General features: G+C 58.5%; 7 protein-coding genes. 3 read left to right on the forward strand and 4 right to left on the reverse strand.

Annotated features, from left to right (window positions below; genetic code table 11):
• From tnpA to HNE04_RS27655, 3 genes are all read right to left on the reverse strand, one after another.
• On the reverse strand, positions 1 to 224 hold a 224-nt coding region (gene tnpA / locus HNE04_RS27645), incomplete at its 3' end, for an IS66-like element accessory protein TnpA (RefSeq protein WP_172221903.1).
• Positions 225 to 658: 434 nt separating this feature from the next.
• Positions 659 to 3,355, reverse strand: coding sequence for a type 2 lanthipeptide synthetase LanM family protein (locus HNE04_RS27650; protein ID WP_172227070.1), 2,697 nt, complete (start codon positions 3,353 to 3,355; stop codon positions 659 to 661).
• A 189-nt stretch (positions 3,356 to 3,544) separates the two neighbouring features.
• On the reverse strand, positions 3,545 to 3,817 hold the full coding sequence (locus HNE04_RS27655; protein ID WP_172227072.1) for an NHLP leader peptide family RiPP precursor: 273 nt from the start codon (positions 3,815 to 3,817) through the stop codon (positions 3,545 to 3,547).
• Between the two features lie 631 nt (positions 3,818 to 4,448).
• On the opposite strand from HNE04_RS27655, the gene HNE04_RS27660 reads away from it, so the two are divergent.
• Positions 4,449 to 4,805, forward strand: a complete 357-nt coding sequence (locus HNE04_RS27660) for a hypothetical protein (RefSeq protein WP_207717754.1) — start codon at positions 4,449 to 4,451, stop codon at positions 4,803 to 4,805.
• Between the two features lie 30 nt (positions 4,806 to 4,835).
• Here HNE04_RS27660 and HNE04_RS27665 read toward each other — a convergent pair whose 3' ends face one another.
• Complete coding sequence (locus HNE04_RS27665; protein ID WP_172227077.1) at positions 4,836 to 5,090, reverse strand: hypothetical protein; 255 nt, start codon at positions 5,088 to 5,090, stop codon at positions 4,836 to 4,838.
• A 410-nt stretch (positions 5,091 to 5,500) separates the two neighbouring features.
• Here HNE04_RS27665 and HNE04_RS27670 point away from each other — a divergent pair, with 410 nt between their 5' ends.
• A complete protein-coding gene (locus tag HNE04_RS27670) occupies positions 5,501 to 6,253 on the forward strand; it encodes an abortive infection system antitoxin AbiGi family protein (RefSeq protein WP_172227080.1) in 753 nt (250 codons plus the stop codon).
• A 79-nt stretch (positions 6,254 to 6,332) separates the two neighbouring features.
• A partial coding sequence (locus tag HNE04_RS27675; RefSeq protein ID WP_407926628.1) for an adenosine deaminase family protein occupies positions 6,333 to 6,682 on the forward strand: 350 nt, incomplete at its 3' end.

Here is a 6,682-nt window from a genome sequence, read left to right on the forward strand (position 1 = left end):
GCGAGCTGCAAAGGCACGAACTCGCCGGCGCCCGCCAGCGCCGGGGCGACAGCCCCGCGCGCGTCTCGGCGCCACGTGTGAATCATGTTGGCATTAAGGCCATGGGCCAGCGCCACCTTGGCTATCGAGGCGCCGGGCTGGCTGCATTCGGCCAGCACTTTCGCCTTGAACTCCGGGGCATACGCGCGCACTCGGGTGCGCTTGGTGGGTTCGCTCGTGTCCATTCCAATCCTCTCGTGGACACGATGCTCGCCGCAGCGGGCTAAGTCGGCAAGGATGGGTTCGCCGGACGCTTACGCCGCGTTTCCGCAGGGTAGAGTTGAGGCGGATGGAGCGCGCTCGCCCGCGAGCGCAGGGTCGCCCGACACGGGCCGATTTCATCCGCGCGCAAGGTGCGCATGCCCAGACGATCTCCAGCACCGCAATCGCCCATGCGGACCTTTGCGTTGCGCAGCGCGAGGAAGTTGATACCCGACACCACGATATTGCGGCACAAGCGCACCGGGTCGACCCACTTTGGAACCACATAAGAGTTGATGCCGCAAGCAGGGAACTCAGTCCGCCTGTGAAGACGGAGAGCGATGCTCCATCTAGGAGGCGCCGCTCGGGGCCTTCGAGGTCGCACAATTCCATCACGGGCGCCGCGGAGAGAATTCTTTTACTCCCACGACAGCACGCACGGAAGTTCGGCGACTTGCGACAACCTAAGCAGCTCGTAACCAATACCGGCTGCACCGGTGAACATCCCTGGAAAAAAGTCGACCAGATCGTCTTGCCCTCCTACCCGAGCATTCAGACCCCCCAGCATGCGATGAGCAACAGGAACGGTAGTTTCCGCTGCTGCAATCGAGCGAAGAGTCGCAAGTGAAAGAAGCGCGAGTGTTCCAAAGTTTCCACAACAGATGTTGTCCGTGGGCGCCACTAGTCCGTACTTTGTGTAGTTCAGGCCTGATTGGATCACCCTCTCCGCTGCCGGATCGCCGAGTCCATCCACCGAACTCAATCGGGCCAACGCAAGACCAACGGCCCCGCTACACCAGCGCAAACCAGACACGTCATGCGCGATGCCAGTTTCATGCGCCCCGAGCCGGAGCCGGAAGAATCTTTCGGACTCAAAAGCAGCCAAGGAGCTGGCTGCGTCTTTGAATGCGCCGTTCCCTGTCACGAAGTAGAGCCGATCAAAAGCCATAGCAACTCCTGACAACCCGTGAGCTACCCCGATCCTGGAAGAGGTCCCTCGCGCGCCTGAGATGACGTCAGCTGTCGCCGAAAGTGCGAGCTGGCCAGCATAGGCTGCGCACCACAATGCATTCTCGTCTGCACTGAAGCTGTAATACGTCAAAAGCCCGATAATGGCACCCGCGACCCCGTTCATCAGATCGAGTTCACTCTGGGCGCGCAATGCATCAGGCGTCATCAAATTGCATATTTGCTTGGCGGCGTCAGCAAAGAATTCGTCCCCGGAGATCGAACAGCAACGTGTCAGTGCATATAGGCAGCCGCCGAGGCCGCCCCCGGCGCCTACACCCGTGATCCTCAGGAGCCTGCGCGCGCAACGAGGATCTGCCAGCTCGCATTTGAGGGGGCGAACAGCACGTCGGGCTAACGCGCGGTACTTCTGCCGTCCTATTACAGACGACAGCGCGCAGAGGAACAATGCAATCCCGCTGGAGCCAGCGTATAGATCGTGCCCCAAGGTGGAAATAGCTATTGATATTCCATCTGAACTTCTAGTGCCCCCTATCCAACAAACGCCGTCTGACCCGTGGATGGCTCGCGCGTGGAGCAAGTCACCTAAGCTGATCGCGAGAGCTTCGGTATCCTGCGGGCCCCAGTTCTGAGCACCGGGGGTTAGTTTGGCTCCGGCATAGACATCATCAGCCAATCGCATGGTAGCTCGCACTAAATTCATCCGATCGGAGTGCCTTGCCGCCCTAGCCGTCTGCAGACGGTCAGTTACCGACTCCCAGACGCTGCTATGGTGAAATCTCGGGTGAATCATTTTCGTCACGCCATTCGTCTGGCTTTCAAGAGCAATCGATGTCGCCTCCGTTGTGAAGTACGGAATGTCAAAAGATTCGAGAGCTTCCATCTCAGCCGCCCTTAGGGCCTTGAACTGGCCAACTGTCGATCCTGAAATGTCAAGGCGCTTTAGGAAGTGAAAGTGCTGAGAAAACCTCGCTCCATCAGACAGAGTCTCTTCCGTCAGTGCGCGCTCTAACAAGGCCGCATATAGCGCAGTGGGACGGCAAACGATACGAACACGACAGCCAAACAACGCCTGGCGGGGACCATCGACTGCCAGGAACCCGTCCGCATGCGAACGGATGAACTCGCTCATCATCTGGAATCCGGAAATCACCAATTCGCGCCGATCGCTGTCGAGCGTTCTCCAAGAGTAACTGCCCGCATCGACAGACAGGGCGCCTACATCTACGCTCCGACCATCAGGCAGTTCGATGCGTAAGGGGAGAATGCCAGTCCCAAGACTGCCCTCCTGGAGTGCTTGGCGAGCCCAGTCACGGCAGCTACCGGGCTGGAACGTCCCGCTCGGGAGCCGGGGCTGGCAAACGGTTTCTATGTCAACAAGCATAGGCTTACCAGCAGACAACACTACGTTCTCGCGATGGAAGTCCGTCCCATTCAGGTAGCCGAGCAGCGCAGCCGTCGCGCCGAGGCGACGGTAAGTGTCCGCTTGTGCGTGATCGTCCTCCGTCAACCACTCCACCCACGCGTACTTATCTCGAAGGAGGTGGATAGGAACTTCAGCGCAGGCCGGCCCAGAATGCTCACTGATCCAGGCCAGGATTGACCTATAGAAATTGACAATTGAGAGTGGTCTTGGCTTGTAAGCCAGCGCTGCACCCGTCTCGAACTTCACCCGAAGCACAATGCGCCCGGAGCTGTGCACATCGGATCCCGCTGCCGACACGTCAATAACGCGATCGCTAGTGCCCCCCGAGAAAGTCGCAGCGATACTTTGGCGGTCTTGACGCAACCTCTCGAGGAACTCGTGCGCGAACGAAACCCAGTTTTGTACGATTGATGCCGTGACTCGCGCTAACACGGGCATGGCCAAGAATCTTTGCTTTAGCCATACTGGCCCGTACTCCAAAAAGAGCTGCTCAGCCCTGGGCTCACTTCTTTGTAACGCAATCTGATACAAGCTTTGAAGGCGATCCGTGAGGATGTCCGCAAGCCCAGCGATGTTGTCCAGTTCTCGGTACTTCTCAAGGTGACGCGCCTTCACACTTTGGAGTAGGTAGCGGGAAACCTCGTCGAGGCACCCGCGCATTGAACGACCTGCGCACCAGTATCGGTCGATCAGTTGCCAGAACTGGGCGAAAGTCTTCACCCACTCGGCTCGCGAGCGCACTTCGCTTGTCGATGTAGCCGAGCCGGCGCCACCCTCACGGCGCACAGAATTCGCGAGTTCCTCGGCACTCGCCGAGGCTGATCCAGCTGCTCTCAAGTTCGACAGCTCGGCGCCATCGAAGCGACAAGAGGCACGACTCACGTTGCCGTCGGACGCATCGTTAGGTTCTTAGCAAACTGGAATATGGACGGTACAACATGTGAACGCTAGCTGCGTGTTCGCCGCGAATTTTTCCAGGTCGTCAGGAGCGTTCGGCAGAATAAGATTCACAGTATCCGGTCGATTTTCAACTACGTTGACTTGGACCCCACCCGGGAGCGGAAGACCGCTCTCAGCAAGCGCCTTTCTCGGGTCCGCAAGAAGCCTCTGCTTGAAATCAGGGTCCTTCCAAGCCTTCGCGACTACATCGGCCCAAGCTTCCTTTGTCAACTTAGCGGTCATAGCAGCTCCTAAAAAAAGAACGGTTCGCCCACAACGCGCGACCTAGCACACACAGAGCACAACGGAGCATACCGTGGCTCATGATAGATGGGTGAGAGGTTCGCCTCGGGATTGTCAATCGTCAGCTCACTTACTGCAACTCATCAAATCGACTCTCCCATTTGGATGATGCGCAGGCTCGATAGTTGGTCCCAGCTCGGCTGCCCGAACGCCTGCTGCAAACGGCTCTTTGACAACCGTCTCGTGTTGTGAGGCGACGACCTGCAAGTCGTCCGACCGGTAGGGGGTTCCAATGTGGTCCGCTGTTGCAGCGTCCTATTACTTCAGAGGGACCTCATCAATGTACGCCGGCCCTCGCTTGGCGATCTCTACTGCCCGGTTGCTCATGGCCCGTGGATTCGCGTTCCGCAGTGCAGCTCGTCTGCCCGGCCGAACACGCGTTGAACTACGCCATTGCGGGAAAACAGGGCTTTTGCATATTGATGAGGATCTACCAGTTGCGTGGTCGTCGGAGCCAAGGCACACTTTGAGAGTGGTGTCGTAGTGACGCTGCAGGTGTAGTTTGCCAGGTCGCGGCGCTGAGGGGAGCAGCGGCCAGGCGCTCTAACAATCCCCCTTTGGGATTCACCGTATGCCTTGCTTCGCAAAACTTGCCATAGCCGCCATATTCCCGTCGTTGGCGGCCGTCCTGCCAACGCCGGCTTTCGCCTGTCATCAGTATGGCTGCGCGGATTGCTCGTGCGTCACCAACGTCACAGAGAAGCAGTCACATGAGCAACTCGCAGAAACGATGACAGAGATCAAGCGAGTATTAGAAGCAAAGGGGATTGCGCCGGAAACCGTGCAGATCACGATCAAAGCGCAAAAGAAGGGGCCGAAAAGCAAGGGGCAGATCAGGCTGACGGACAACAGCATCGCAGGCTTCAGCTGTTTTAACGGTTGCGTCTGCTGCAGTTGGACTTTCAAGAAGCCCGAAGTGGCGAAGTAACGAGTTCGACCGGCAGCGCGGCCTACGCGGCTACGCACCGGCGAGGTTTCCGGGCATGACGAGCTTGAACTGCGTCGTGGAGCGCTCGAATTCATTGCACTTGCGCATCTCGCCGATGACCGTATCCAGGTCCTCGTAGTCGAAGCGCGACGCCCTCTCCTGGTTCTGGAACCCCGCGGGCTCACCGTTGCGGGTCAGGCTTTGCAGGCAGTCCCAGGTATTCCTCACGAAAGAGCGTGGGCACGCGATGCGGCAGCCGTCGGCGCTGGAGAGTTCGGCGTTCATCACCAAGCGCCAAGCGGCCGTTGCCGTAGTTGAACGGATGCACCTCGGCGATCAGGAACATGGCCATCAGCGCCCGTGTGGTGCCTGCGGGAAGGCGACTTGCTTCGATGAGCGTCTCGCTCACAAGTTCGGGTACAACGCGTTGCACTTTTCACCGAGCCACAGGAGGACTGACGGCGTTGCATTGCCGTCTCCTCAATAGGCCCCTGGGTCACGTGGCAGGTTTCTTGGCCGACCTGCGCGCCGCGTCCAGCGCCGATGCCTTCTCCCAACTTAGCGAGGCGAGTGGTTCGAGAATAATTCAGTGCTAGCGCCCGATAACTTTTACGAACGCTCCCCTCACCTTCCAGCCACACATGTGAGCCAATCATACGAGCGAGGGGGAGAAGTACACCACCTAGAATCGGTGAATGAAAAGTCCCTATCCTCAGATCCTATTTCACTTCGCGGAAGAGCCTGAAGCGCTTGAAGGCGTACTGAAAGAGGGCGCGTTCCTGCTCTCCTACGCAAGAGAGCGGATTGAGAATGCCGGTCCCGATAAAGAATTCGGTGTTCCGATGGTGTCGTTCTGTGATCTGCGTCTTTCCGAACTTCCATTCCACATGGATAAGTACGGCCAGTTTGGCATCGGTCTCTCGAAGGAATGGGCCTTACGGTCGGGTCTAAACCCCGTCGCATATGTGAACAAATCCAGTCACTTCACCAATCGGCTGTTGGGAGCAATCCAAGAGCTGTGGAACGAATGCGACTCGATCACTGACGACTTTGACGAGCTGCTGCGGTGCCAGGAGCGGTACATGAACGTAATCAACACGCTCCGGTACATCAAGAATTACGAAGGTACTTTGGATCGGCGGGGCAGCACGAGCCAATACCGTTTCGCCGACGAACGAGAGTGGCGGTATGTTCCCGATCATCCTACACAAGGTGTGTTGCCGTTCCTCCCGACAGCATTGATGTCTAAGAAGGCCTTCTACAAGGAACAGCTCAGACCGTACAAGCTCGCTTATAGTCCGAGCGACGTGAAGTACCTCCTCGTACAAACAGAAGCGAACGTACCGCAGCTCCGACAAATCATCGACGGCCTTCCGGTGAGAGACGGCGATCGCAACCACCTTTTGACGCGGATCATCACGGCTGAACAGGTGGCGAGCGATTTCTAGGTGCTCGAGATCCAGATCTTCCCCTCGTAAACCATACCTTCTGCCACACCCTCGCTACCAACTGCGACATCCGCGCGTCGTGGCGCTCTCGATCGACGGCAACGAGGCTGCCGCCGGCCGCACCGGCCCACGTTTCGCCGAGGCGTTCCGACGCGCAGGTGGGGCGGGGCTTCGCCGCACCGTGCATGCCGGCGAGTCCAGTGGCCCCGAGGGCGTGCGGGACGCCATCGAACTGCTCGGTGCCGATCGCATCGATCATGGCGTGCGAGCGATCGAAGACCCCGGGCTGGTCGAACTGTTGGTCGATCGGCAGATACCGCTGGGCATCTGCCCGACTTCCAATCTGACGTTGGGCGTCTACCCCTCCATTGAGGATCACCCCATCGATCGCCTGCGCCGTGCAGGCGTCGCCGTGTCCATCAACACCGA

The organism is Caenimonas soli (genome assembly GCF_013155545.1).
GTDB classification, from domain to species: domain Bacteria; phylum Pseudomonadota; class Gammaproteobacteria; order Burkholderiales; family Burkholderiaceae_C; genus Ramlibacter; species Ramlibacter soli.